21 protein-coding genes are annotated in these 24,393 nt (G+C 65.4%); 20 read left to right on the top strand and 1 reads right to left on the bottom strand.

Features of this window, described 5'->3' with window-relative positions; all coding sequences use genetic code 11:
* Positions 1-680 precede the first annotated feature (680 nt).
* The 12 genes from U5817_RS12065 (at position 681) to U5817_RS12010 (ending at position 13,557) form a co-directional block, all read left to right on the top strand.
* A complete protein-coding gene (locus U5817_RS12065) occupies positions 681-2,432 on the top strand; it encodes an ABC transporter permease (RefSeq protein ID WP_407280899.1) in 1,752 nt (583 codons plus the stop codon).
* Between the two features lie 41 nt (positions 2,433-2,473).
* The gene (locus U5817_RS12060) at positions 2,474-3,589 is read left to right on the top strand and encodes an ABC transporter ATP-binding protein (RefSeq protein WP_407280898.1); all 1,116 of its coding nucleotides are present in this window, start codon (positions 2,474-2,476) and stop codon (positions 3,587-3,589) included.
* A 36-nt stretch (positions 3,590-3,625) separates the two neighbouring features.
* Entirely contained in the window at positions 3,626-4,207 is a 582-nt protein-coding gene (locus U5817_RS12055; protein ID WP_407280896.1) for a cupin domain-containing protein, read from the top strand.
* 48 nt (positions 4,208-4,255) lie between these two features.
* A complete protein-coding gene (locus U5817_RS12050) occupies positions 4,256-4,855 on the top strand; it encodes a cupin domain-containing protein (RefSeq protein WP_407280895.1) in 600 nt (199 codons plus the stop codon).
* A 69-nt stretch (positions 4,856-4,924) separates the two neighbouring features.
* Entirely contained in the window at positions 4,925-6,067 is a 1,143-nt protein-coding gene (locus U5817_RS12045) for a cupin domain-containing protein (protein ID WP_407280894.1), read from the top strand.
* Positions 6,068-6,255: 188 nt separating this feature from the next.
* Positions 6,256-7,449, top strand: coding sequence for a porin (locus tag U5817_RS12040; RefSeq protein ID WP_407280893.1), 1,194 nt, complete (start codon positions 6,256-6,258; stop codon positions 7,447-7,449).
* A gap of 102 nt (positions 7,450-7,551) precedes the next feature.
* Entirely contained in the window at positions 7,552-8,628 is a 1,077-nt protein-coding gene (locus U5817_RS12035; RefSeq protein ID WP_407280891.1) for an ABC transporter substrate-binding protein, read from the top strand.
* A gap of 41 nt (positions 8,629-8,669) precedes the next feature.
* Positions 8,670-9,716, top strand: a complete 1,047-nt coding sequence (locus U5817_RS12030; protein ID WP_407280889.1) for an ABC transporter substrate-binding protein — start codon at positions 8,670-8,672, stop codon at positions 9,714-9,716.
* Between the two features lie 76 nt (positions 9,717-9,792).
* Positions 9,793-11,037, top strand: a complete 1,245-nt coding sequence (locus tag U5817_RS12025; protein WP_018992955.1) for an MFS transporter — start codon at positions 9,793-9,795, stop codon at positions 11,035-11,037.
* 24 nt (positions 11,038-11,061) lie between these two features.
* Complete coding sequence (locus tag U5817_RS12020; protein ID WP_018992956.1) at positions 11,062-12,003, top strand: EamA family transporter; 942 nt, start codon at positions 11,062-11,064, stop codon at positions 12,001-12,003.
* A gap of 360 nt (positions 12,004-12,363) precedes the next feature.
* Complete coding sequence (locus U5817_RS12015) at positions 12,364-13,311, top strand: MBL fold metallo-hydrolase (RefSeq protein ID WP_018992957.1); 948 nt, start codon at positions 12,364-12,366, stop codon at positions 13,309-13,311.
* A 57-nt stretch (positions 13,312-13,368) separates the two neighbouring features.
* Entirely contained in the window at positions 13,369-13,557 is a 189-nt protein-coding gene (locus tag U5817_RS12010) for a hypothetical protein (RefSeq protein WP_018992958.1), read from the top strand.
* Between the two features lie 160 nt (positions 13,558-13,717).
* Here the strand turns inward: U5817_RS12010 and U5817_RS12005 are convergent, their stop codons facing one another.
* Positions 13,718-14,512 (bottom strand): IclR family transcriptional regulator, encoded by a 795-nt coding sequence (locus U5817_RS12005; RefSeq protein ID WP_018992959.1) that lies wholly within the window; start codon positions 14,510-14,512, stop codon positions 13,718-13,720.
* A gap of 111 nt (positions 14,513-14,623) precedes the next feature.
* Here U5817_RS12005 and idi point away from each other — a divergent pair, with 111 nt between their 5' ends.
* From idi to nadC, 8 genes are all read left to right on the top strand, one after another.
* Complete coding sequence (idi, locus tag U5817_RS12000) at positions 14,624-15,283, top strand: isopentenyl-diphosphate Delta-isomerase (protein WP_232429044.1); 660 nt, start codon at positions 14,624-14,626, stop codon at positions 15,281-15,283.
* Positions 15,284-15,458: 175 nt separating this feature from the next.
* The gene (locus U5817_RS11995) at positions 15,459-17,069 is read left to right on the top strand and encodes a UbiD family decarboxylase (RefSeq protein WP_407280888.1); all 1,611 of its coding nucleotides are present in this window, start codon (positions 15,459-15,461) and stop codon (positions 17,067-17,069) included.
* Positions 17,070-17,103: 34 nt separating this feature from the next.
* Positions 17,104-18,291: a CaiB/BaiF CoA-transferase family protein gene (locus U5817_RS11990; protein WP_018991467.1), complete on the top strand. Its 1,188-nt coding sequence runs from the start codon at positions 17,104-17,106 to the stop codon at positions 18,289-18,291.
* Positions 18,288-19,508: a CaiB/BaiF CoA-transferase family protein gene (locus U5817_RS11985; RefSeq protein WP_018991468.1), complete on the top strand. Its 1,221-nt coding sequence runs from the start codon at positions 18,288-18,290 to the stop codon at positions 19,506-19,508. The genes U5817_RS11990 and U5817_RS11985 overlap by 4 nt, the downstream gene beginning before the upstream one ends.
* Before the next feature lie 204 nt (positions 19,509-19,712).
* Positions 19,713-20,693, top strand: coding sequence for a TAXI family TRAP transporter solute-binding subunit (locus U5817_RS11980; RefSeq protein WP_018991469.1), 981 nt, complete (start codon positions 19,713-19,715; stop codon positions 20,691-20,693).
* Between the two features lie 205 nt (positions 20,694-20,898).
* Positions 20,899-22,803: a TRAP transporter fused permease subunit gene (locus U5817_RS11975; protein ID WP_018991470.1), complete on the top strand. Its 1,905-nt coding sequence runs from the start codon at positions 20,899-20,901 to the stop codon at positions 22,801-22,803.
* Positions 22,804-22,833: 30 nt separating this feature from the next.
* Positions 22,834-23,484 carry a YbhB/YbcL family Raf kinase inhibitor-like protein gene (locus tag U5817_RS11970; RefSeq protein ID WP_018991471.1) on the top strand — a complete coding sequence of 217 codons (651 nt, stop codon included), beginning with the start codon at positions 22,834-22,836 and terminating at the stop codon, positions 23,482-23,484.
* Positions 23,485-23,491: 7 nt separating this feature from the next.
* Positions 23,492-24,334, top strand: coding sequence for a carboxylating nicotinate-nucleotide diphosphorylase (gene nadC / locus U5817_RS11965; protein WP_018991472.1), 843 nt, complete (start codon positions 23,492-23,494; stop codon positions 24,332-24,334).
* Positions 24,335-24,393: the final 59 nt, after the last annotated feature.

Below are 24,393 nucleotides of genomic sequence, written 5' to 3'. Positions count from 1 at the left end.
GGACAATAGGTCCATAAAGCGGACTATAGTCAGCCGGCGTGAATTGAGTATAGGCGTGTGTGTTACGTGTAGAGCGTAATGCATGAAAAAACACGGCCATAATATGGACTTGCATGGGTCTTGTCGCGGACGCGGACGCTGCAAGGCGAGAGCGCAGCGCACTCCGCTGAATCCGTGGCGGGCGCATTCGGGTGGTGTCGATGCGCGTGACGCGTTCGGCTCATCCTCCGCGGTCGGTTCGCGAACAGGCGTTCGCCGGGCGCAAACGCGTTCGGAAGAGTCATTACCACGAATGGCATCGACGGTGCGTTGTGCGGCTGCTGCTGCGGGGCGTGCGTTTGCGGTGCCGTGCCGGACCGGGCGTCGGGATTCGCCGCAATGGCGCGGTTTCTCCGGTCCCTGCGGCGCGTTGCGTCAAAGTGCGAATTAAAAGTCCAACAGATGGACTATTGATAGATCGCTAAAGATTCGTCAAAAACGCCCGGATTATGCGCTAATTAACGGATTAAAAAGCAAAAAAATTGACATGTTATCTATTGACACTGTATTGGCCGCTGGAATAGTTTTCGGTCCAGACGCAGAGAATATAAGAAGTCCATAAACTGGAATAGTTACAGGGCGCGCGAAGGGCGCGGTGGCCGGGAGACCGGTCCCGTTGCTCTCAACAAGGAGGAGTCGTGATGGAGATCGTCGATCAACGGTCCGTTGTGCTCAGCGAGAAGCCGCCGCCGCTGCTGTGGCAGCGGATCGACCTGAAATGGATCATCATCGGCCTGTCGGTCGTGGTGGTCGCGTACCTCGGGCTGGTTCCGCTCGGCTTTCTGATCTGGCAAAGCTTCTTCACGCCGCAGACCGCGGCGAAGGCGGCGCAATTCACGCTCGGCAATTTCGGCACCGCCTACACCAGCGTCGAGACGCTGCGGCTGTTCCTGACGTCGCTGAAATTCGCGCTCGGCACGTCGATCTTCGCGTTCGTCACCGGCACGACGCTCGCATGGATGAACGAGCGCACGAACACGCCGTTCAAGAATCTGTTCTTCGCGCTGTCAATCATTCCGCTGATCATTCCCGGCATCCTGTTCACGGTCGCGTGGATCCTGCTCGCGAGCCCGAAGATCGGCCTGCTGAATCTCGCGCTGCAGGGCTGGTTCCAGACCGATTACGTGTTCTTCAATGTCTATTCGATCTGGGGAATGGTCTGGGTCGAAGGCCTGCATTACTCGCCGATGGCATTCCTGATAATGACAGCGGCGTTTCGGTCGATGGATCCGTCGCTGGAAGAGTCAGCTCTGATGAGCGGCGCGAGCGTGTTCCGAGTCGCCTGGCACGTGACCCTGAAGCTCGCCTGGCCGGCGATCTTCGCGACGTTGCTGATCCTGTTCGTCCGCGCGATCGAGTCGTTCGAGGTGCCGGCGCTGATCGGGCTGCCCGTAGGCATTCACGTCTTCACGTCGTCGATCTATCAGGCGATCCATCAGTATCCGAGCAACGTCGGCCTCGCGTCGGCCTATGCGGTGACGCTGCTCTTGATCACGACGGTCGCGGTGTATTTCCAGTCGCGCCTGTCGGGCAAGGGCAGCAAGTATTCGACGATGACCGGCAAGGGTTTCCGGCCGCGGCCAATGGATCTCGGCAAGTGGCGGTATCTGACCGCCGGCATGTTCATGCTGTATTTCACGATGATCGTCGCGCTGCCGTTCCTGGTGCTGCTGTGGTCGTCGTTCCAGAAGTTCTACAGCGTGCCATCGCTCGGCGCGCTGAAAGTGCTGACGCTCGACGCCTATCGCTTCGTGCTCGGCTATCCGACGCTCGTGGAGTCGGTGAGGAACAGCGTCGTGCTGGCGCTCGCGTCGGCGACCGTGATCATGCTGCTGACCTCGGTGATCTGCTGGATCGTCGTCAAGACGAAGATCCCCGGGCGCTGGCTGCTTGACAACCTCGCGTCGCTGCCGATGGTCTTCCCGGGCTTGGTGCTGGGCCTCGCCGTGATGGTTTTCTACCTCAATGCCGACATCGGCATCTACGGCACGCTGTGGATCATGCTGCTCGCGTACGTCACGCGCTTCATGCCATACGGCCTGCGCTACTGCACGACCTCGATGATGCAGATCCACAAGGAGCTCGAGGAGTCGGCGTCGATGAGCGGCGCGTCGTGGGCGACGACCTTCCGCCGGATCATCCTGCCGCTGTTGAAGCCCGGCCTCCTCGCCGGCTGGATCTACATCGTCATCGTGTCGATCCGCGAGCTGTCGACGTCGATCCTGTTGTACAGCCCGGGCACCGAGGTCGTGTCGATCGTCGTCTGGGAGCTGTGGGAGAACGGGCAGTACGTCGAGCTCTCGGCGCTCGGGGTGATGTTCATCGTCGCGCTGTTCGCGCTGGTGCTGTTCGCGCAGTGGCTGGGCAGGCGATTCGGCGTCAAGGAGATGTGACAGGGCGGAAGTCCCGCAAAAAAAACGGTCAGGAGAAAAGGATGCTGAGCGTCAATGCATTGAACACGTCGTATCCGAACGAGCGCGGCGAGATCGTGAAAGCCGTGCAGAACGTGAGTTTCGAGGTGCCCGACGGCAAGCTCTTCACGTTGCTCGGTCCGAGCGGCTGCGGCAAGACGACGACGCTGCGCTCGATCGCCGGGCTCGAAAAGCCGACGTCCGGGCAGATCACGGTCAATTCGCGCGTCGTGTATGCGTCGGCGACGAACACCTTCGTCGCACCGAACAAGCGCGGTTTCGGCATGGTGTTCCAGTCGTACGCGATCTGGCCGCACATGAACGTCTTCCAGAACGCGGCGTTCCCGCTGGAAGTCGGCGGCAAGCGCCCGCCGCGCAAGGAGATTCAGGACAAAGTCATGCGGGTGCTGGCCGCGGTGCGGCTCGACCACCTCGCCGACCGCGAAGCGACGAAGCTCTCCGGCGGGCAGCAGCAGCGGCTCGCGCTCGCCCGTGCGCTCGTCATGGAGCCGGAGCTGCTGCTGCTCGACGAGCCGCTGTCGAACCTCGACGCGAAGCTGCGCGACCGCATGCGTTTCGAAGTGAAGCGCATGCAGCGCGAGCTCGGGCTGACGACGATCTACGTGACGCACGACCAGAGCGAGGCGCTCGCGCTGTCGCACGAGATCGCGGTCATGAGCGAAGGGCAGATCATGCAGATCGGCACGCCGCAGGACATCTACGAGCGGCCGGCGAACAAGTTCGTCGCCGATTTCGTCGGCGTGACGAACTTCATCGAAGGCAGCGTGCTCGGCGCCCACGAGGACGGCGGTTACGTTGTCGAGACGCCGATCGGCCCTCTCGGCGTCGTCTCGGCCGACCTGCTGCGCGTCGGCGACGACGTCCTCGTGTCCGTCCGGCCCGAGGACGTCGTGCTGTCGGATCAGCGCCCGGAAGGACGCAACGTTTTCGAGAGCGTCGTCGACGTGCGCGTGTTTCTCGGCGAATACCGCGACTTCCAGGTCAAGGTCGGCGAACGGCTGCTGCTCGCCCGCGCGCATCCGTCGATCGGGACCGCGGTCGGCGAGAAGACGTACATCCAGCTGAACCCCGAAAAATGCGTGGCGATTTTCGGCGAACGAAAGAAGAAGGCTGCGTAAGCGCCCCCCGACCCCTGCAGCGCTAGAGGAGGAACCATGAACGAACCGAGAATGAGCGGTGACGTCGCGGCGTCGTCCGACGCCACCGAGTCCCATTACCACAGCAAGAAGGACCGGGTGTTCGTGCGCGCGATCGCCGGCCCGTACAACCTCAACGACGAGCTCGCGCGGCTACGCGCGCTGCCGCGCGTGCGCAAGGGCTCCGAGATCAAGTTCCGCGACGGCCCGCAGACCTTCAGCCGCCACTACATGGAGCCGAAGGACGGCCTCACCCAGACCTTCCACATCCATCTCGAGGAATACGCGCCGGGCGGCAAGTCGCAGAAGCACGGGCATGTGAACGAGGCGGCGTTCTACATCCTCGACGGCCGCGGCTACGAGATCCACGACGGCGTGCGCTACGACTGGCAGGCGGGCGACATCGCGATCGTGCACAACAACTGCGTGCATCAGCACTTCAACGCCGATCCCGAGAAGCCGGCGCGCGCGCTCGTGATCAAGACCAAGCCGATGTACATGTTCATGAACATGCTGTTCCAGAAGATGGTCGAGCCGCGGCCGACGACGCCGGCGCCCGGGGCCGAGGGCTACCGCGTGCGCGAGCGGGAAGAGGACTGAAGCCCCGACGCGGGGTGTGCGGATCGAAACCGGGAGGAGGCGGGAATCGTGGCTTGGGGTGAATCGAAAGTGTGGTTGAAGGGCGGCGCCAACGAGGCGCTGTATCAGAACTTGCTCGACGACGCGGCGCAGGCGCCCGAGCGCAACCGGCAGCGCCGCAAAGTGATCCGGCCGGAAGACATGCCGTGGGAGCTCGCGCGCCAGGGCGTGCTCAAGCATCTGCTCAACTCGCAGATGAACACGCGCATGGAGACCGTCGACGCATACATGCAGATCATTCCGCCGGGCAGCCGCTCGGGCAGGCACCGGCACCTCGCCGAGGAATGCCTGTACGTGCTCGAAGGGCGCGGTTACGACCTGCACCAGGACTGCGACGTCGAAATCACCGACACGTACCACTGGAAGGTGCAGGACGAGGTCAAGCGCTTCGAATGGGAGGCGGGCGACGTGATCTACGTGCCGCCCAACACCGTGCATCAGCACGTCAATGCGAGTCCCGACCAGCCGGTGCGGCTGATCTCGGCGGTGAACCGCATCTACAAGCAGTGCGGGTTGAACGACCTAGAGCAGCTCGAGGATGCGCCGGAATACCAGCCCGGCATGCAGCTCACGGAAGCACTCGTGCGGCAGTACCTCGCGCGGAAGTGAGCAGGGAAAGCAACCGGCCGGACCGCGCCGACGCGGTCCGGAAGACTTGTCATTGAGGAGCGATCGGGGATGGCCAAGGACGCAATCGTCTCGGACGAGCTCGCGAAGAAATTCGCGACCGAGAAGGACTCGCCCTACACGCGCTGGGTGCGCGATGAAGGGCTCTACATCATCAGCGCGCACTACGTGCCGAGCCTGAACACGGTGGAGCTGCGACCGTGGCCGCGGCGCGGCGGGCGCGGCGTGTATATCAATCACGAGGCCTCGCGCACGTCGAACGACTGCTACGTCTGCGAGATTCCGGCGGGCAAGGAGCTCGCGCCGCAGCGGCAGTTGTTCGAGGAGATGATCTACGTGCTCGACGGCCAGGGCTCGACGACGGTGTGGAACGATGCCGGCCGGCGCGCGAGCTTCGAGTGGAAGGCGGGGGCGCTGTTCGCGATCCCGCTCAACGCCTGGCATCAGCATTTCAACGGCTCGGGCAGCCGTCCCGCGCGCTTCGTTTCGGTGACCAACGCGCCGGTCGTCATCAACCTCTACGAGGACGCCGACTTCGTCTTCAACACGCAATACGACTTCCGCAACCGTTTCTCCGGCGAGCCGGATTTCTTCGCCGGCAAGGGGGAGCAGAAAGGGCTGCTGCTCGACGTGAACTTCGTCGCCGATGCGGTGAACCTGCCGCTGATCAGCGCGGCCGAGCGCGGCGCCGGCGGCGGGCACATCCGCTTCAACATGGCGAAAGGCTCGATGAACAGCCACATCTCGCAGTTTCCGGTCGGCACGTACAAGAAGGCGCACTGCCACGGCCCAGGCGCGCACGTGATCATCCTCGGCGGCGAGGGTTACAGCCTGATGTGGCCCGAAGGCGAGGCGCCGCGCCGCTACGACTGGCAGGTCGGCACGATGATCGTGCCGCCGAACCGCTGGTTCCACCAGCATTTCAACACCGGCACGACACCGGCGCGCTACCTCGCGTTCAAGCACGAGGTCGTGTCGATGCGCAACGCGCAGGGTGTGCCGAAGGCCTGGATCAGCCGCCGCGTGGGCGGCGACCAGATCGACTACGCCGACGAGGCGCCGGTCGTGCGCACGATGTTCGCCGACGCGCTCGCGAGGTCCGGGCTCGTGCCGCACATGGACCGCGCGTACGAGGCCGAGCTCGCCGATCTGCCGCCGAAGGCGGGCGAGCTGTCCGCCGCGCAGCCGGGCTGAGCGCATGAGCTGACGCGGGCGCGCCATCCGCGCGCCCAACCGTTCGAATCGATCTCCAACCGACACTGACAGGCCAGCCTGTTCCGGTGGGGGGAATATTCGTCCGAATTATAGAAGAACTGCGTTCCGTATGTGGGAACGTTTGTGTAGTCGGAGGAGTGGTGTCTCAAATCAAGGGAGGAATCACCGTGGGCAACAGAGCAATCCATGCAGCGCTTGCGGCCGTCGGAATCGTGGCTCCGCTCGTCGCACAGGCCGAGTCGGCGAACGTCGTGATCTACGGCAAGCTCTATCCGGAGATCGTGTACGTTCGCGCGAACGGTGCGACCGAAGCGGGGGGGCGCGTTAGCACGCTCAGCAGCGCCGCGAAAGCCGAGGAAATCGACAGCCATTCGGAGGTCAATGCGTCGAATTCGCGCCTCGGCTTTCGCGGCACCGAGGATCTCGGCAACGGGTACAAGGCGGAATTCCAGATCGAGCAGGTGGTGCCGGTCGACACCGGGGGAGGCGAGCTCGCGACGCGCGACAGCTTCGTCGGTCTGTCGGGCGGATTCGGCAGAGTGAGGCTCGGTAACATCGACACCGTCTACAAGTCGCTCGGCGATACCCTCAGCTTCCTCGGCGTCAGCAGCGGCAACTTCGTTTCGAACAGCAGCATCCTGTCGAAATCCGCGCTCGGCAGCGGCAAGACCGGAAGCTTCCACCTGCGCGCGCCCAATTCCGTGTTGTACGAATCGCCGGAATTCGGCGGGCTGCAGCTTCACGCGCAGTACGCGACCGATGAAGCGAAGACCGACGAGCGCAATCCCTACCTGCAGTCCTATGGCATCGAATACCGGAACGGGCCGTTGTATCTCGCGCTTGCGCACGAAATCCATACCGACTATTTCGGCGGCTCGCGCAACGCGCGCTCGTCGGTGTCGAACGTCACCGCGGCGCCGGGCGCGAACTCGCGCGACACCGGCACGCGCGCGACCGTCCGCTACAAGTTCGGCAGCAGCCGCGTCGAGGTCGACTACGCAGTGCTGAAGTACAAGGAATCGGACGGCGTGGCGAACGGTTTCAAGGAGTACGAGCAGCGGGCTTATGCGATCTCCGCGGAACACAGTATCGGCAACTGGACGATTGCGGCCAGCTACGCGCGTGCGTCGCCCGAGGACTGCTCACTCGTCGGTGGCCGCGCCTGTTCGACCAGCGGGCTCGACGGCGCACAGCTGAACCTCGGCGCGGGCTACAGCCTGTCGAAGCGGACTTCGCTGTTCGCATTGGTCTCGCGGCTCAACAACGGCCGGTCGGCGCGCTACAGCAACCTCGCGATCGGCAAGCCCGATGCCGGCGCGGACATCACGCAGGCTGCGCTCGGCATCAGCCACAGCTTCTGAGGAAGGTCGCCGCGACAGCGCGGATTCGGGCAGGCGTGACCGCGGCGAGCACCGCGCGGCCGTTCTGCCCCGGTTCGAACCCTATCGAAAAAGGTCGTCATCATGATGAGCATTCATCCGAAGCGGTCGTGTCTGGCGCGGTGCTTCGCCGCGGTCGCGAGCGTCGCACTGTCGGCGCTGCTTGCGCAGCCCACGTTCGCGTCGGCGGCCACCGTGGCCGAAATCGCCGCTTACACGGGCCCCGACCGCACTCAGCGGCTGATCGAGAGCGCGAAGAAGGAAGGCGAGCTGACGCTGTACACGTCGATGCCGGTCGACGACATGACCGTGCTGACGACCGCCTTCGAGAGCAAGTACGGCATCAAGGTGAAGATGTGGCGCGCCGGCTCGGAGAAGGTGCTGCAGCGCGCCGTCACCGAAGCGCGCGGCAGCCGCTTCGACATGGACGTCGTCGAGACGAACGGCCCCGAGCTCGAGGCGCTGCATCGCGAGAAGCTGCTGCAGGAAGTGAAGTCCCCGTTCATCGCCGACCTGATTCCGCAGGCGGTGCCGCCGCACCGCGAGTGGATCGCGACGCGGCTGAACATCTTTACACAGGCCTACAACACGCAGCTCGTGAAGAAGGAGGACCTGCCGAAGACCTACCAAGACCTGACGAGCCCGAAGTGGAAAGGCAAGCTCGGCATCGAGGCCGACGACCTCGACTGGTTCGCGATGATCGTCGGCGAGCTCGGCGAACAGACGGGGCTGAAGCTCTTCCGCGACGTCGTCGCGAAGAACGACCTGTCGGTGCGCAAGGGCCACACGCTGCTGACGAACCTCGTCGCGGCCGGCGAAGTGCCGCTCGCGCTGACCGTATACAACTACAAGGCCGAGCAGCTGAAGAACAAGGGCGCGCCGGTCGAATGGTTCGTCATCCCGCCGGCGGTCGCGCGGCCGAACGGCGTCGGCGTCGCGAAGGGCGCGCCGCATCCGCATGCGGCGGTGCTGTTCTACGACTTCATGCTGAACGAAGCGCAGTCGCTGATCCTGACGCGCGACTATGCGCCGACGAGCACGAAGGTCGAGACCTCATTGAACAAGATGCCGCTGAAGTTCGTCGATCCGCGCGTGATCCTCGACGAAGGCGGGAAATGGGAAAAGCTCTACGCCGAGATCGTCACGAGGCAGGCGCAGTAGCCGAAAAACGAAGCCGGACCGATGCGAAAGGAGGAAGACCGATGCGCTGGTTGAACATGATCGGAGCGGCGACAGTCGGCGCCGCGATACTGCTGGCCCCGCCGCACGCCGCGGCGCAGGACATGTCGCTGCTGACTTACGACGGCCCCGACCGCCAGCCGAAGATCGAGGCGGCGGCTCGCAAGGAAGGCACGCTGACGCTCTACACGAGCATCAGCGAGCAGGATCTGGCGACGCTGGTCGCGCCGTTCGAGAAGAAGTACGGCATCAAGGTCAAGACCTGGCGGGCCGGCACCGACAAGGTGCTGCAGCGCACGCTGACCGAGGCGGCGGCGCGGCGGCACGAGGCCGACATCGTCCATATCTCGGCGCCCGAGATGGAGGCGCTGCACCGCGAGAAGGTGCTGCAGCCGGTGAATTCGCCGCACTTCGTCGAGCTCATCGACGGCGCGCTGCCGGCGCACCGCGAATGGGTCGCGACGCTGCTGTCGGTGTGGGTGCAGGCCTACAACACGAATCTCGTGAAGAAGGACGATCTGCCGAAGACCTATCGGGATCTGCTCGACCCGAAGTGGAACGGCAAGCTCGGTATCGAGTTCAAGAACCAGGAATGGTTTTCGACGGTGGTGCGCGGGATGGGCGAGGAGGCCGGTCTGAAGTTCTTCCGCGAGCTGGTCGGCCGCAACGGCATCACGGTACGGCAGGGGCACTCGCTGCTGACGAACATGGTCGTATCGGGCGACGTGCCGCTCGCGCTGACGGTGTACAGCTACATGCCCGAGCGCGAGAAGATCAAGAACGCGCCGATCGACTGGTTCGCGATCGAGCCGGCAGTCGCGCGCGCCAACGGCATCGGCATCACGCGGGCGGCACCGCACCCGGCCGCGGCGCTGCTGTTCTACGACTACATGCTGACCGAGGCACAGAAGCACCTGATCGGCATCGACTACGTTCCGACGAACAAGGCGGTACCGTCGCCGCTGAAGGGCCTGCGCACGACGATGGTGGACCCCGCGGTGACGCTCGACGAGATGGAGAAATGGACCCGGCTGTACCAGGACATCGTCGTCAAGCGCGGCATGCACTGACGATGTCGCCAATCGATGCCGTTCCCGGCTGCAGAGCCGTTTTCGGCGCCGGGCGCGAAACAGGAGGAGCGTACGCATGAAGGATTCGGAAGCGACGGCCCCGGAGCGGCCCTGGCGGGAGGTCTGGCTGATCACGATCGGCCACGCCTTCACGCACTGGTACCCCGCGACCTTCTATCTGCTGCTGCCGCTGATCGGCCGCGAGCTCGGGCTGACGTACGGCGAGGTCGGGCTGATCATGACGTGCCAGTACGCGGCCGGCGCGGCCGCGAACGTTCCCGGCGGCATGCTCGTCGACGCGGTCGGCCGGCGCGGACTGCTGATGGCGGTGTCGCTCGCGTGGGTCGGCTTGCCGTACCTCTTGATGGGCTTCGTCGCGGACTACCGGCTGCTGCTCGCCTGCGTCGTGCTCGTCGGCATCGGCAACAACCTGTGGCACCCGAGCGCGATCCCGACGCTCGCCGAGCGCTTTCCGCAGCGCAAGGGTCTCGTGCTGTCGCTGCACGGCATGGGTGGCAACGCCGGCGAAGCGCTCGCGCCGCTGGTCGTCGGCAGCCTGCTCGCGACGTTCACCTGGCGCGATATCGTCGTCATGAACGTCGTGCCGGGGCTCGCGCTCGCGGTCGCGATGGTGGCGATGCTCGGAACGCTGCGCGGCGGCCGGACGACCGCGACGCCGGCCGGCGCGGCGGGCCGTGGGCAGCCGCCCGGCGAGTTCCGGCGCGGGCTGCGCGCACTCCTCGGCAACCGCAGCCTGGTGCTGCTGTCGGCGAGCTCGGCGTTCCGCTCGATGACGCAGAACGCGCTGCTGACCTTCCTGCCGCTGTTCCTCGCCGATCGCATGGGCTATTCGCCGATGCAGACCGGCGTGTGCCTGTTCGTGCTGCAGGCAGCGGGCTTCGCCGCGGCGCCGGTCGCGGGCCACCTGTCGGACCGGATGGGGCGGCGCCAGGTCGTCACGGCCAGCATGGCGGCGACGGCCGCGGTGCTGCTGTCGACGGCCGTCGCGGGCAGCAGCGCGATCTTCGTCGCCTTCGTCGCCGTGCTCGGGTTCTTCCTGTACGCGGTCCGTCCCGTGATGCAGGCGTGGCTGCTCGAAGTGACGCCGAAGACGGTCGGCGGCACGACGATCGGCATCCTGTTCGCGACGCAGGCGGCCGGATCCGCGCTCGGTCCGATGATCGGCGGCCTGCTCGCGGACCGCTACGGGCTCGACGCGGCATTCTACTTCCTCGCCGCGACGATCATGTGCGCGAACCTGTTCGTCTTCGGCACGCCGACGCAGGTCGTCGAGCCGCAGCCGGCGGCCGCGCCGCGATGACGACGGGGCGGGGAGCCGATCGCCATGGGTGAATGGCTCGCGATGCTGTCGATGAGCTTGTTCGCATCGTCGAACCTCGCGATCGCCCGCGCGGTCGGCCGCGGCTCACAGGACAACGGTGCGTTCCTGTCGATCCTGATCACGAGCGCGATGGCGCTCGTCGCTTGGCTCTACCTGAATGCCGGCGCGCGGCTGCCGACGGTCGGCGGCGCGGCGCTCGCGTGGTTTGCCGGCGCCGGCCTGCTGACGATGTTCATCGGCCGGGTGTTCGTGTTCGCGTCGGTGCAGCATCTCGGCGCCGTGCGCGGCTCGGCCGTCAAGCGCCTGAACCCGATGTTCTCGGTGATGCTCGGCGTGCTCGTGCTCGGCGAGCCGATGGACGCGGCCATGATCACCGGCATGCTGCTGATCTTCTCGAGCTTCGGCGTGCTCGTGCGGCAGTCGCTGCGCAACGCGGGCGCGGGCGCGGGCGCGGGCGCGGGCGACGGCGCTGAGGCCGATGCCTCCGTGCGCGACTGCTTTGGCCTGCTGATCAACGTCGGCTACGTCTACGGGCCGATCTCGGCGCTCGCGTATGCGATCGGCTACGTCGCGCGCAAGCAGGGCCTCGTGCTCGTCCCCGACCCGGCGCTCGGCACGCTCGTCGGCGCGCTCGTCGGTGCGCTGGTGTTCGCACTCGCCGCCGTCTTCGTCGACAGCTACCGCGAGTCGATCCGCAGCACCTTCACGCGCTTCGACCCGTGGCTCGTCGCCGCGGGCGTGCTGAGCTCGCTCGGACAGCTCTCCTTCTTCGCGGCGATCAGCCATACGACGATCTCGCGCGTCGCGCTGATCACGTCGATGGAGACCTTCATGACGATCCTGCTGTCGCTGGCGCTGTTCCGGTCGCGCGACGGGCTGACTGCGCCGGTGCTGTTCGCCGCGGGGCTCGGCGCGGCCGGGACCGGATTCATCGTCTGGCACTGACCACGCGTCGAGCGCAAGCCCCGGCATTCAAGCCGGGGTGAGTTTCGCTCCCGCAGCGATCGCCGTTTCGAGTTCTTCGCGGTTCTCCACTTCGATCTGGACCGGGAGATCCCCCGGCGCAAGCGCCTCGGCGACGCCGAGTTCAGTTCCCCCATTGGGACCGACAATGGCTTGAGTGAGCGTCCATCATACGGATCTAATTTATACAGCGGCCAATGCTTACTGCTTGTTAAAGTCTGAGATGGCCGACAAAATGCGAAATTAACAATCCATGATCCTGAAATACTTTATCCATAAGATGGATGTCGTGACAAAAGCATTCGTGATGCGATCCAATCCTCTTACCTGACTCGTCAACCCATGGAATCAATCATCGACTATGGCCACGGCATTGTGGCAATCGACAGCGGGTTTGTCCGGCCGAGGCTGGCGGCGGTCCACTGCATCGTCGAGGACGGCCGTGCGGCCCTAGTGGACACCGCAACCAATTCCAATACGACGACCGTCCTGGCAGCGCTCGCTGCACGCGGCATCCAGCCGGAGCAGGTCGACTGGATCCTGCTCACCCACATACATCTCGACCATGCCGGCGCCGCGGGCGCACTGGCGCGCCTGCTGCCCAACGCGCGCCTGTCGGTACATCCACGGGGAGCGCGCCACATGACCGATCCGTCGCGACTGGTGGTTGGCACAGTCGCCGTGTACGGCGCAGAAGAGACGCGCGAAAAGTATGGCGACATCCTGCCGATCGCACCCGATCGCATTGTCGAGGTGAACGAAGACAGCGTGCTGAGGCTAGGCACGCGCACGATCCGCGTGCTCGACACCCCCGGTCATGCCCGGCACCACGTCTGTTACGTCGACGAGGCGACCGGGCATATCTTCACCGGTGATACCTTCGGCCTGTCCTATCGCGAACTCGACAACGCCGGGCGTGCCTTTGTACTACCCGTAACCACGCCGAATCAGTTCGAGCCCGAGGCCATGCACGAATCGGTCGAGCGCATCGCGGCGTTGCGGCCCGAGGCCGTGTATGTCACGCACTTCGGACAGGTACGCGACGTGTCGCGGCTCGCGGCCGACCTGCATCGTTTGATCGACGCTTTCGTCGCCGCCGCGCGCTCCGCGAGCGGCGCCGGCACGATACGCCATGAGCGGCTCAAGGCCGCACTCTCCACGCTGCTGGAAGACGAAGCGCAGCGGCAGAACTGGCGGCTCAGTGGTGACGCGATGCGGGAACTTCTCGCGGCCGATATCGAACTCAACGCCCAGGGGCTTGCCGACTGGCTGGACAAGCAGAATCCGTAGCGACCGTTCGCGGGCGGACCGAGTCGGCCGGACCCCGCGAAAGAGGGTCAATTTTCAATGCGTAGCAACAGCTATGTCATAGAAAACCGCCGCATCACCCTTTCGGGCCCCGCCGCCGATCTGCTCGCATCACCGGAAATCGCCGAGCGCTACCTCGGCGTCGGCACCGCCGTACGGTTCTCGCGCGACGAAAGCTCCCGTTTGGCCAAACGATTGCTCTCCGCCATCGATCTCCTGTCATGTTGAGCGCGACACCGCGCCCCGCGCGACCACCCGGCGCATGTCGACCGGCAGGAACGGCCTCTCGATCATAGTTGCCGGGTTAATGGGAGACTGCGGAGCGGACTACGGGGACGGGGACGGGGCCGCGGCGCCGCGCCGATCGACCGTCCGGCGGCGTTTCCGCTCAGGGATGCGCCCGGTCGTCGAGCGAGTTTTCGAGCAGTTCGATCTCGGAACGGATCAGCGAAACGAGCTCGCGCTGGCGCTCCCGGGTCATGCGGATCGAGATCGCGCCGATGCTGATCGCGAGCAGCGGCTCGCCGGAGCGCGAACGGATCGGAAGCCCCACCGACGTCGCCCCCGGCGTGACGTTCTCGTTCAGCGCGAAGCCGAACTCGCGGCACCGCTGCAGCAGCCCCTTGAGCTCGGGCATGTTGAGGTTGTTGTAGGCGCTCAGGCGCAGCGCGTTCGCCGTGATGATCTCCTCCTGGGTGTGCTCGGGCAATGTCATCAAGAGCGCGAGGCCCCCTGCGCCGACGCCGAGCGGGCGACGCGTGCCGACGTCGAGCGTCAGCGTCTTGATCGGGAACGACCCCTCGACGCGATCGATGCACACCGAGTCGGCACCGCTGCGGATCGCGAGAAAGATCGTGTCGCCGGTCCTTTCCGCGAGGCGCACCAATGCCGGGTGGCAGATGTCGCGGAGGTTGAAATTCGACGATGCGGCCAGTCCCAGCTCGAAGATCAGCCGCCCGAGGAAATACCGCCGCGTCTCCGGGCTCTGCGTGATCAGCCCTTCGGCCATCAGGCACTTCAGGATGCGGTGCGCGGTCGGCCGCTCGAGCTTCGTCTGTTTCGAGATATCGACGAGGCGTAGCCCGGTGCTGTTGCGCGACGCGATGACCCGCATGATGTGCGTCGCCCGCTCGATGCTCTGGGTGCCGCCCGCGGATCGTTCGGTCATCGTGTCCGTCGTCATGGTGCCTCCATTGTGTCCAATATACGGAAGAATACTGTCGGCGAGTGCGTTGTCAATGGCTTTTGCTGGCTATAGATTGAGCCATAACGGGCGATTCGACGGAAATAGGGTTTGGAAAAATGGTCCGAAGTGTGGATCGCAGAAGTGTGGATCGTACTGGCGGCGCCGGGCGACGAGCGGGTGTGCGCCGGTCTTTCGGGTGGGGTATGTGCGAGGAGGTTCGACATGGAAGAGTACGTGGTACTGGTCGACGAGAACGACAATCCGGTCGGCGTCGCGGAAAAACTCGCGGCGCACCGTAGTGGCAGCCTGCACCGTGCGATCTCGGTTTTCGTGTTCGATTCGCGCGGTCGCTTATTGCTGCAGCGCCGGGCGGCGGCGAAATATCACTCGGGCGGCCTGTGGAGCAACACCTGCTGCAGTCATCCGCGACCGTCCGAAGGCGTCGTCGCCGCGGCTCGCCGCCGCTTGCGCGAGGAGATGGGGTTCGAATGCGAGCTGGCGAAGGAGTTCGGCTTTGTCTATCGCGTCGCCTTTCCGAACGACCTCGTCGAGCACGAATACGACCACGTGCTGTTCGGGCGCTACGACGGCGATCCGGTGCCTTGTCCCGACGAGGCCGATGACTGGAAGTGGGTCGAGGTCGCCGAGCTTGCGGCCGACGTGAAGGCGAATCCGGGTCGCTACACCTTCTGGTTTGCCGCCTGTCTCGACCGGGTCGTGGCTTGTTTCGCGGCGCAGTCGCGAACCGCCGAGCTCGTTTGCGCCTGACGGTTGGAATTAGATTTTTTCATAGTCCATAAAGTGGATTCTAAACTCATGCTGTACGGTTGCCGCAATGCCGCGGCATCGCTAGATTGTATCCCGTAAGCTGATGAATCACGGCAGTGAGCGCAGCGACAGAGTGTTATCGATAGTCCGGAATATGGAATATGTCGATGGCCGAATGAACGAAACCCTGGAGACGAACGAGATGAACGATCTGGCGAAGAAGGAAATCGATGCGGTGAGCGGGCGCGTGGGCGTGAAGGACCTGCGCGAGGCGGTGGAGTGGTTCCGCGGCAAGGGGTACCTGGTCGAGAGCGACAAGGAAGTGAATCCGGATCTCGAGATCACCGGGCTGCAGAAGATCTTCGACGGCAGCCTGCCGATGCTCTTCAACAACGTCAAAGGCATGCCGCACGCGCGCGCCATCACGAACCTCTTCGGCGACATCCGCGTCGTCGAGGAGCTCTTCGGCTGGCAGGACTCGCTCGACCGCGTCAAGAAAGTCGCCCGCGCGATCGACCATCCGCTCAAGCCGATCATCATCTCGCAGGACGAAGCGCCGGTGCAGGAAGAGGTCCTCACCGACGACCTCGACGTCAACAAGTGGCTCACCGCGATCCGCCACACGCCGCTCGAGACCGAGATGACGATCGGCTCGGGGATCTCGTGCGTGGTCGGTCCGTATTTCGACGGCGGCAGCCATATCGGCTACAACCGCATGAACTTCCGCTGGGGCAACGTCGGCACGTTCCAGATTTCGCCGGGCTCGCACATGTGGCAGGTCATGACCGAGCACTACAAGGACGACGAGCCGATCCCGCTGACGATGTGCTTCGGGGTGCCGCCGTCGTGCACCTACGTCGCCGGCGCCGGCTTCGACTATGCGATCCTGCCGAAGGGCTGCGACGAGATCGGCATCGCCGGCGCGATCCAGGGCGCGCCGGTGCGGCTGGTCAAATGCCGCACGATCGACGCCTACACCCTGGCGGACGCCGAATACGTGCTCGAAGGCTATCTGCACCCGCGCGACAAGCGCTACGAGACGGCCGAATCCGAGGCCGCCGACATCCAGGGCCGCTTCCACTTCCACCCCGAGTGGGCCGGCTACATGGGCAAGGCCTACAAGGCGCCGACCTTCCACGTGACCGCGATCACGATGCGAAAGCGCGAGACCAAGCCCATCATCTTCCCGCTCGGCGTGCACACCGCCGACGACTCGAACATCGACACCTCGGTGCGCGAGTCGGCGATCTTCGCACTGTGCGAGCGGCTGCAGCCGGGCATCGTGCAGAACGTGCATATCCCGTACTGCATGACCGACTGGGGCGGCTGCATCATCCAGGTGAAGAAGCGCAACCAGATCGAGGAAGGCTGGCAGCGCAATTTCCTCTCCGCGATCCTGTCGTGCTCGCAGGGCATGCGGCTCGCGATCGCGGTCAGCGAGGACGTCGACATCTACTCGATGGACGACATCATGTGGTGCCTCACCACGCGCGTGAATCCGCAGACCGACATCCTCAACCCCATCCCCGGCGGGCGTGGCCAGACCTTCATGCCGGCCGAACGCATGACTTCGGGCGACAAGCAATGGACCGCCTCCAACACCCAGTTTGAGGGCGGGATGGGGATCGACGCGACGGTGCCGTACGGCTACGAGAGCGACTTCCACCGGCCGGTGTACGGGGTCGATCTGGTCAAGCCCGAAGACTTCTTCAGCAACGGCGACATCGAGAAGATGAAGTCGCGCATGGCCGGCTGGGTGCTGTCGCTCGCACGCACCGGGCGCTGAGCGCCGCCACCCCCAACACCAGGAGGAAGCCGCGATGCTTGAAGCATACCGGGTTCTGGATCTGAGCGACCGGACCGGCTGGCTTGCCGGGCGGTTGCTCGCCGATCTCGGGGCCGACGTCATCAAGGTGGAAGGGCCCGGGGCCGACATCGACGGTCCCGACTGGCAGGCGTACAACGTCAACAAGCGGCTGCTGCGTCTCGACCTCGCGGCGCCCGGTGGCCACGCGGATTTCGAGCGGCTCGTCGCCGGCGTCGACTTCCTGGTCGAATCGGCCTCGCCGGAGGAGCGGGCGCGGATCTTCGACCCGGCGCGCCTGCGCGAGCTCAATCCGGGGCTGATCCATGTATCGGTGACGCCCTTCGGCACGAGCGGGCCGCGTGCCGATTGGCTCGCGTCCGATCTCGAGATGATGGCGGCCGGCGGCGCGATGTCGCTCGCCGGCGAGCCCGACGACGTGCCCAAGCGCGTGACCGTTCCCCAGTCCCACTGCTGGGCCGGCGCGCAGGCCGCGGTCGGCGCGCTGACGGCGCTGCTGTATCGCACCGCGACCGGCGAGGGGCAGCACGTCGACGTGTCCGGGCAGGCGGCGGTGATCCTCGCGCTGTCGCATGCACCCGCGTTCTGGGACCTCGAAGGCATCGTGCCGACGCGCGCCGGCGCGTTCGTGACCGGGCGCTCGATCAAGGGCGCGCGCTACCGCGCCTTCTGGCCGTGCGCCGACGGCTATCTGAACTTCGTCCTCTACGGCGGGCCCGCCGGACGACGGACCAATGCACAGCTCGTCGCGTGGATGCGCGAACGCGGTGCCGAGCTCGGCGCGCTCGCCGACATCGACTGGAAGCGCTTCGATCCGCGGCTCGCCACGCAGCAGGACGTCGATGCGCTCGAGGGGCCGATCGCACAGTTTTTTCTCGGCCTGAAGAAAAGCGAATTCCTCGAGCAGGCGAGCCGCCGCGAGATGCTCGGCTATCCAGTTTCGACGATGCGCGACATCGCCGAGGATCCGCAGCTCGAAGCGCGCGAGTTCTGGCACGACCTGACCACTCCCGGCGGCGAGCCGCAGCGCCATTGCGGCAGCTTCGCGATCATCGACGGCAACCGGCAGCCACTCGCGCACCCGCCTGGCACTGCCGTCGACGTCCGCACGCTGCTCGCCGAATTCGGCGCGGACCGCATCCGCTCCGCGCCCGAAACCGCACACGAGAGGCAAACCGTATGAGCGCGATCTCCCAAGCCCTGGCGGGCGTGAAAGTCGTCGAGTTCGGCGCGTACGCCGCCGGCCCGCATATCGGCAAGATGCTCGCGACCTTCGGCGCGACCGTCGTGCACATCGAATCGCACCAGCGGCCCGACGGATTCCGCACCGAATATCCGCCGTACAAGGACGGCCGGCCGGGCAAGGACCGCAGCGGCTGTTTCGCGATCTTCAACGACTCGAAATACGACGTCACGCTGGACCTGAAGACGCCCGCCGGTATCGAGGTCGCGCGACGCCTGACCGCTTGGGCCGATATCGTGATCGAGAACATGCGTCCGGACGTGATGTCCCGCCTCGGCCTCGGTTACGAGGCTGCGAAGGAGCTGAACGCGGGGGTTGTGATGATCTCGAGCTGCAACATGGGCCAGACGGGGCCGCGCGCGCAAACGCCCGGCTTCGGCTCGCAACTGTCGGCGCTCGCGGGCTTCTGCGGATTGACGGGCGATCCGGACGGCCCGCCGATGCTGCTGTACGGTCCGTATATCGACTTCATCGCGTCGACGCTGGGCGCGACCGCGGTGCTCGCGGCGCTCGACCGGCAGCGGCGCACCGGGAACGGGGCGTGGATCGATCTCGCGCAATACGAGAGCGGACTGCTGTTCGTCGCCGGTGCCTTGCTCGACTACCACACGAGCGGACGCATCGCCGAGCGGGCGAACAATGCCGACCCGGGCGCGGCTCCCCACGACGCCTATCAGTGCGGCGGCGGAACGTGGCTGGCGCTGTCGTGCTGGTCCGACGACGAATTCGCGCGCCTCGCGCAGACGCTGCGGCGGCCCGAGCTCGCCGACGACCCGCGCTTCTCGACCATTGCCGCGCGCAAGGCCAACGGCGTCGAGCTTGACGCGATCATCGCGTCGTGTCTCGTCACGCAGGACGCCGGGGATGTCGCCGCGAGGCTTCAAGCCGCGCGGGTCCACGCGTATCCGGTCAATACGATCGCGGACCTCTTCCGCGACCCGCAGCTCGCCTACCGACGGATCTGGCGACGACGCCTGCACGGCGAGATCGGCGACGTGGCCTGCTATTTCTCGGCCTTCGATCTGTCGGCCACGCCCGGCGATGTGACGGGCGCAGCCCCCCGCCTCGGGGAAGACAACGCGCTGGTGTCTCGTGATTTCCTGGGGATCTCCGAACAGGAATACGCGGCGCTCGAGGAGCAGGGGGCGTTCGCGTGACCAGGAATTGCGCGCCCGCGGCGCGAAGCGAGCGAGCGTCCGGATCGTGGATGTTTTCTTCGGGCGCGCCGCCCCATACGTTCTTGCTGGATGGAAAACCCCAATGCTAGCCTGACAATACGCTGTGCAATAACAATAAGTCCGTGATCCGGACATCACTCCGACGCTGCTTGGGCATCAGGTAAAACGATAAGGAGGAGACAGATGTTGCGCACCATTATTTTTGGGGTCGTGTTTGCGTTGTCCAGTCTTGGCGCGAATGCGGAACCTTACAAGATGACGCTATCGGGCGCGAGCCCGAGCGGGCTGTGGACCATGATCGGCATCGGCATCGACGGCGCCGTCAAGGAAAGTTTTCCCGGCTCGTCGATCACGTATCAAACGTCGGGCGGCGGACTCGCGAACATCGCGCTGCTCGACCAGGGCAAGGTCGAGCTCGGCATCGCGCATGACGCCGAGCTGCGCATCGCGAGCTCCGGCGCGAAACCGTTCTCCAAGCCGATCACGAGCCTGCGCGCGCTTGCGCTGTTGTACAACTGGGCGCCGATGCAGATGGTGATGTCGAAGGCGTTCGCGGAGAAGTACCAGATCCACAGCTTCGACGACATCGCAGCCAAGAAACCGCCGCTGCGGCTCGCGCTGAACAAGCGCGGCAACATCACCGAGCACGTCGCCGTCGAGATGTTCAAGGCGATCGGCGTCAATCTCGACGACATCAAGAAATGGGGCGGCGACGTCATCTACGCGGCTTCCGACGAGCAGGGCGATCTGATGAAGGACAAGCGGATCGACATGTTCGCCAACGGCGTGTTCGTCCGCACGAGCTTCATCGTGCAGGCGGGCGATGCGGTCGAACTCGTCCTGCTGCCCGTCTCCGATCGCGCCGTCGAGAAAGTGTCGCAGGAGCTGAGCGTCGCGCCCTTCACCGTGAAAGCCGGCAGCTACGCGTGGCAGCCGACGGACGTGCCGACGGTGGCCTTGAGCGCGGTGCTGGTCGTCAATAGCCACATGGACGACAAGGTCGCGCACGATCTCGCGGGCGCGCTGCACAAGCACATCGACAAGCTGCAGGGCGCGCACGGCAGCCTGAAGGTGATCACGCCCGAGTTCCTCGCGAGCCAGAAGATCGTGCCCTATCACAAGGGCGCCGAAGACTATTACCGGGAAGCCGGGCTGCTGAAGTAGGGACGGCGAACCGCGCACGCCGCATTCCGGCCGCGCCGCGCTGCCAAGCCATTCCGTCGTCGTCGCCGACTGGTGGCGTCGCCATCCGCCCCGGTCCGGGGCGCGGCGACGCGGCCGTCTCGCGATTCGCGCCGCCCGCACCCGCGCCGCCGCAAGCGGGGAGTCGTCGGACGCGGACCTCTGAGGAGATTCGAACGTGTCCAGTATGAGCCTTTCATTTCTGAGCAGATTCCTGACGTCCGGCGCGCGCCGCGACCCGACCCACTGTGCCGGCTGGGTGCTCAAACCGCTGGCGGCGCTGATCGCGGTCGGCATCGTCTGGGTCACGACGATCCAGATCGTCCAGATCTACGCGATGACGATCGTGTTTCTCGGACTGATGCTTGCGCTGGTGTTCCTGTCGACCGGCGCGACCGCGAGCTCGAACCGCGACCGCGTGCCGGTCTGGGACGGCCTGCTCGCCGCGGCGAGCCTCGCCATTTCGGCCTATTTCTGGTTCAACAACGAGCGGATCATCACGCGCATCACGCTGCTCGACGAGCTCACGACCGGCGACCTCGTCTGCGGCAGCGGCCTGCTGCTGATCACGCTCGAGGCGACGCGGCGCACCGTCGGCCCGGGGCTCACGTCGATCGTGCTCATGTTCCTCGCCTACAACCTGTGGGGCGATCTGCTGCCCGGCGTGCTCGGCCACGGTCCCATCGACTATCCGCACTTTCTCGACGTGCTCGCGTTTACCACCGACGGCATTTTCGGCGCGCCGATCCGGGTCGCATTGACTTACGTCTTCCTGTTCGGTCTTTTCGGCACTTTTCTCTCGCGCGCCGGAGGAGGCGACTTCTTCTTCGATGCCGCGGCCGCCGTCAGCGGCAGGAGCCCCGGCGGTCCGGCGAAGATCGCCGTGGCGTCGTCGGGGCTGTACGGCACGATTTCCGGCAGTCCGACCGCCGACGTCGTGACGACCGGCTCGATCACGATTCCGATGATGAAGAAGCTCGGCTATTCGGGCGCAGTCGCCGGGGGCATCGAAGTCGCAGCCTCGACCGGCGGTAGCATCCTGCCGCCGGTCATGGGCTCGGCCGCCTTCATCATGGCCGAATTCACCGGCATCCGTTACACCGACATCGCCGTCGCCGCGATCGTGCCGGCCTTGCTCTACTACTTCTGTCTTTACCTGCAGGTGCATCTGCGCTCGCTCAAGGACGGGATCACCGGCCTCGACGACGTGCCGGCGCTCGCGGACACGATGCGCCGCGGCGGTATGTTCCTGGTTCCGCTGCTCGCGCTGGTCGCCGCGCTGCTGATCGGCTACTCGCCCAATTTCGTCGCCGCGTTCGGTACCCTCGCCGTCGTCGCGGTCGCGATGTCCCGGCGCGAGACGCGTTTCGGCCTGAAAGGGCTTTACGACATCCTCGCCGAAGCGACGCTACGCATCGTCCCGGTCGTCGCCGCCTGCGCCGCGGCAGGGCTGGTTGTGGGGGGGCTGTCGATGACCGGCCTCGGCGTGAAAGTCGCCGATCTGATCTTCCTCATTGCCGGATCCAACCTGTTCGTCTCGCTGCTGGTCGCCGCGGTCATCACGCTGGTCCTCGGGATGGGCATGCCGACGCCGAGCGTCTACATCCTGGCCGCCGTACTGGTCGCGCCGGCGCTGACGAAGCTCGGCGTGTCGCTGATGGCGGCGCACCTCTTTCTCGTCTATTACGCGAGCCTGTCCGCGATGACGCCGCCGATCGCGGTCGCCGCGTTCGCCGCCGCGCCGATCGCGCTCGCCAATCCGCTCGCGGTCGGTCTTGCCGCCGTGCGCATCTCGATCACCGCGTTCGTCGTTCCATTCGCGTTCGTCTACAACGAGGGCGTCCTGCTGTCCGGATCGACGGGCCAGATCGTGCTCGCGTGCGTCGCGACGGCGGCCGCGGCCGGCTGTCTTTGCCTCGCGACCGAGGGCTACTGGAAGCGGCAGCTCGGCGTGGTGCACCGTCTGTGCTTTCTCGGTGCCGGTGTCGGCCTGATGGTTCCTTCGTATCAGGTCCAGATGGCCTCGGCGCTCGCTGCCGCCATAGGCGGTTGGCTTGTATGGCATGGAATGGCGGCCGATCGCAGTGCCTGAAAATCGTTTTGACCACGTGAGGAAAACGTCATGCGCTTGACCAGCAGCTGTTTCGAGGACGACGGAAGAATTCCGCAAGAATGCGCGTTTGCCGCGCCTCACCCGGAGACGCGGATCGGCCTGTCACGCAATCTCAATCCCGCGCTCGCGTGGAGCGGTCTTCCAGCGGGCACGAAGTCGCTGGTCGTCATCTGCCACGATCCCGACGTGCCGTCGGTGCTCGACGACTTCAATCGGGAAGGGCGGGTCGTGTCGGCGGCGGTTCCGCGGATCGACCTGTATCACTGGGCCCTGGTCGATCTGCCGCCCGAGTTGCCGGGCATCGGGAAAGGGGAGTTCTCGGACGCCGTCGTTCCCCGCGGCAAACCCGGGCCCGACGCGCCGCATAGCACCCGGCAGGCGCTCAACGATTACACCCAATGGTTTGTCGGCGACGAGCACATGGCGGGGCAGTATTTCGGCTACGACGGGCCGTGCCCGCCGTGGAACGACGAGATTCCGCACCGTTACGTGTTTACGCTGTACGCGCTCGACATTGCGAAATGTCCCGTGTCGGGGACCTTCGGCGCACGCGATGTCGTCGAGGCGATTCGTCCGCATGTGCTGGCCGAGGCGACGCTGACCGGACGTTACACGCTCAATCCCGATGTCGCCCTCTGCGGGGCCGAGGCAGGAGCATAGGACTGCGATGAACGACTCGACTCTCGAACTCGACGTCGCGTCCGCGGTGCGCGCGGCGCTCGAGGAAGACATCGGCGAAGGCGATTACACGGCGAATCTGCTTCCTGCCGACCGCCAGGCATACGCGACGGTGATCAGCCGCCAAGCGGCGGTGGTGTGCGGCGCCCCATGGTTCGAACAATGTTTTCGCGAGCTGGACCCCGGCGTCGAGATCCGCTGGCGCGCAGCGGACGGCGTCGAAGTCTCGCCCGGGGACGTCGTGTGCGAAATCGCCGGCAACGCGCGTGCGCTCTTGAGTGCCGAGCGCGCGGCGCTGAATTTCCTGCAGACGCTTTCAGCCACCGCGACGGCGACGCGGCGCTACGTCGAGGCGATTCCCGGCACCCCCGCGCGAATCTACGACACCCGCAAGACCTTGCCCGGTCTGCGCATGGCGCAAAAATACGCGGTGCGGGTCGGGGGCGGCCACAATCACCGCATGGGTCTTTATGCGGGCGTGCTGATCAAGGAAAACCACATCGCCGTGGCGGGCGGCATCCCGCAGGCGCTGCGATCCGCGGAAGCCTTCACGCCGGCCGGCATTCCGCTGCAGATCGAGGTGGAGAACCATGCCGAGCTCGAGGCTGCGCTCGCAGCCGGGGCGAAGCTGATCCTGCTCGACAACTTCAGCGTCGAGCAAATGCGCGAGGCAGTCGCGATCACCGCGGGGCGGGCCGAGCTCGAAGCCTCGGGCGGCATCACGCTCGACAATCTGCGCGAAGTGGCGGAAACGGGTGTCGATCGCATCTCGATCGGAAGCCTTACCAAGGACGTCAAGGCGATCGACCTGTCGATGCGTATCAGTTGCTAGGGGAGAAGCGAGGATGTCTCGATACCACGCAGTTCACGAACCGGAAGAGAAGCTCGAAG

Source organism: Aromatoleum evansii (assembly GCF_045689615.1).
Classification (GTDB): Bacteria; Pseudomonadota; Gammaproteobacteria; order Burkholderiales; family Rhodocyclaceae; genus Aromatoleum; species Aromatoleum evansii.
The sequence above is the reverse complement of the archived record's forward strand: the minus strand, read 5'-3'. Positions and strand labels throughout refer to the sequence as shown.